A 1,205-nucleotide genomic window follows, 5' to 3' on the forward strand; every position below is an offset into this window, starting at 1 on the left:
CTTCCGGCGTTCATTGCTCTTGCGTTTGCGTTTGACTGGTATACACAGCAGGCACTGATCATCGGCTTGCTCGTGTTTGGCGCATTGTTTGCCATAAACTCCTCCCTGCATAGTTATTTGATTGTTAGCTATGCTGGGGAGGATGGCGTCTCGCTTGATGTCGGTTTTTACTATATGGCAAACGCGATGGGGCGGCTGATCGGCACGGTGTTATCGGGATGGCTTTATCAAGCGTATGGGCTAGAGATGTGCTTATGGGTTTCGGCGGCGTTCATTCTAATCACCGCACTAATCTCTTTCGGTTTGCCGAAACATGCATCTAAATTGGGCGTTGAACTGTAAGCGCCTCGCTCGACCTGTCGCGTCTCAGTCTTTGCGCATCTGCGAATTAGCAGCTAACTTTAGAGTCATACGTTTATGTGAGCAGAGAGCGCTATGGATAATAAAAAAAGTTTAGTGATTCGTTTTGTCGATGGCAGCATGGTGTCGTTTGATTTTGCCAAGCAAGTGTTAGACCCAATGCAGCTTGTTAAAAACATCGATAATGCGCTTAAACAGCCTTATATGTCTGTCGAGGCCGAGGGCGCTTTGCACCTTTATCCTCGGGAAAACATCAAATCCATACAGGTTTATCCAAGTCCAGAGAAGCTCCCGGACTACGTCATTCGTGGTGCAGAGTATTCTGCAGGATAGGCTTTGACTCGTTTCGGAATATTACTGTGTTTTCCTTTAGGGTGATGAATGGGCATCTTCGCAGGTTTGGCTTTAATAGAAGCGTTAGTTGTGACCATCGTGTTGATCTTTGGTGCCGTTATGTCTGGCGTCATGGTCGGGCGGTATTTTCTCAAACACTATTCAGCAGATGAGGCCCCGCCTGTTGGCTCGTTAGTCGCCGCGCTCTTTGCGTTGTTAGCGTTCTTGCTCGCGCTCACCTATAGCACGACTTCGAATCGCTTTGAGGAAAGAAAGCAGTTGTTACTTGATGAGGTTAATGCGATTGGGACGGCCTACCTGAGAGCGGACTTCATTGACTCAAATGCGTGGCGAACAGAATCAAAAGAACTGTTGAAAAGCTATGTGGCTCTGCGTGCCAATGTTGTTGATCAAGAGGCCGATATTGGTTTCATACTTGAGCGATCGGAAGTTCTTCACAAAGAGCTTTGGCGTATTGCGGTAAACGCGGTGCGCGCAAATAGAGACCCAGC

The 1,205-nt window shown here is 48.0% G+C and carries 3 protein-coding genes; all 3 read left to right on the plus strand.

Annotation, left to right across the window (positions count from 1 at the left end; translation table 11 throughout):
• Positions 1–342, plus strand: a 342-nt coding sequence (locus tag A3750_RS17510) for an MFS transporter (RefSeq protein ID WP_156498692.1), incomplete at its 5' end; no start/stop codon positions are given.
• A gap of 93 nt (positions 343–435) precedes the next feature.
• Positions 436–693: a hypothetical protein gene (locus tag A3750_RS17515; protein ID WP_068453168.1), complete on the plus strand. Its 258-nt coding sequence runs from the start codon at positions 436–438 to the stop codon at positions 691–693.
• A 48-nt stretch (positions 694–741) separates the two neighbouring features.
• The coding region (locus A3750_RS17520; RefSeq protein ID WP_197475118.1) for a hypothetical protein at positions 742–1,205 on the plus strand (464 nt) is incomplete at its 3' end.

It is taken from the genome of Oleiphilus sp. HI0079, assembly GCF_001635105.1.

Coding starts and splice junctions, on each gene's coding strand:
- A3750_RS17515 (WP_068453168.1), top strand. CDS start 436: ATGGATAATAAAAAAAGTTTAGTGATTCGTTTTGTCGATGGCAGCATG.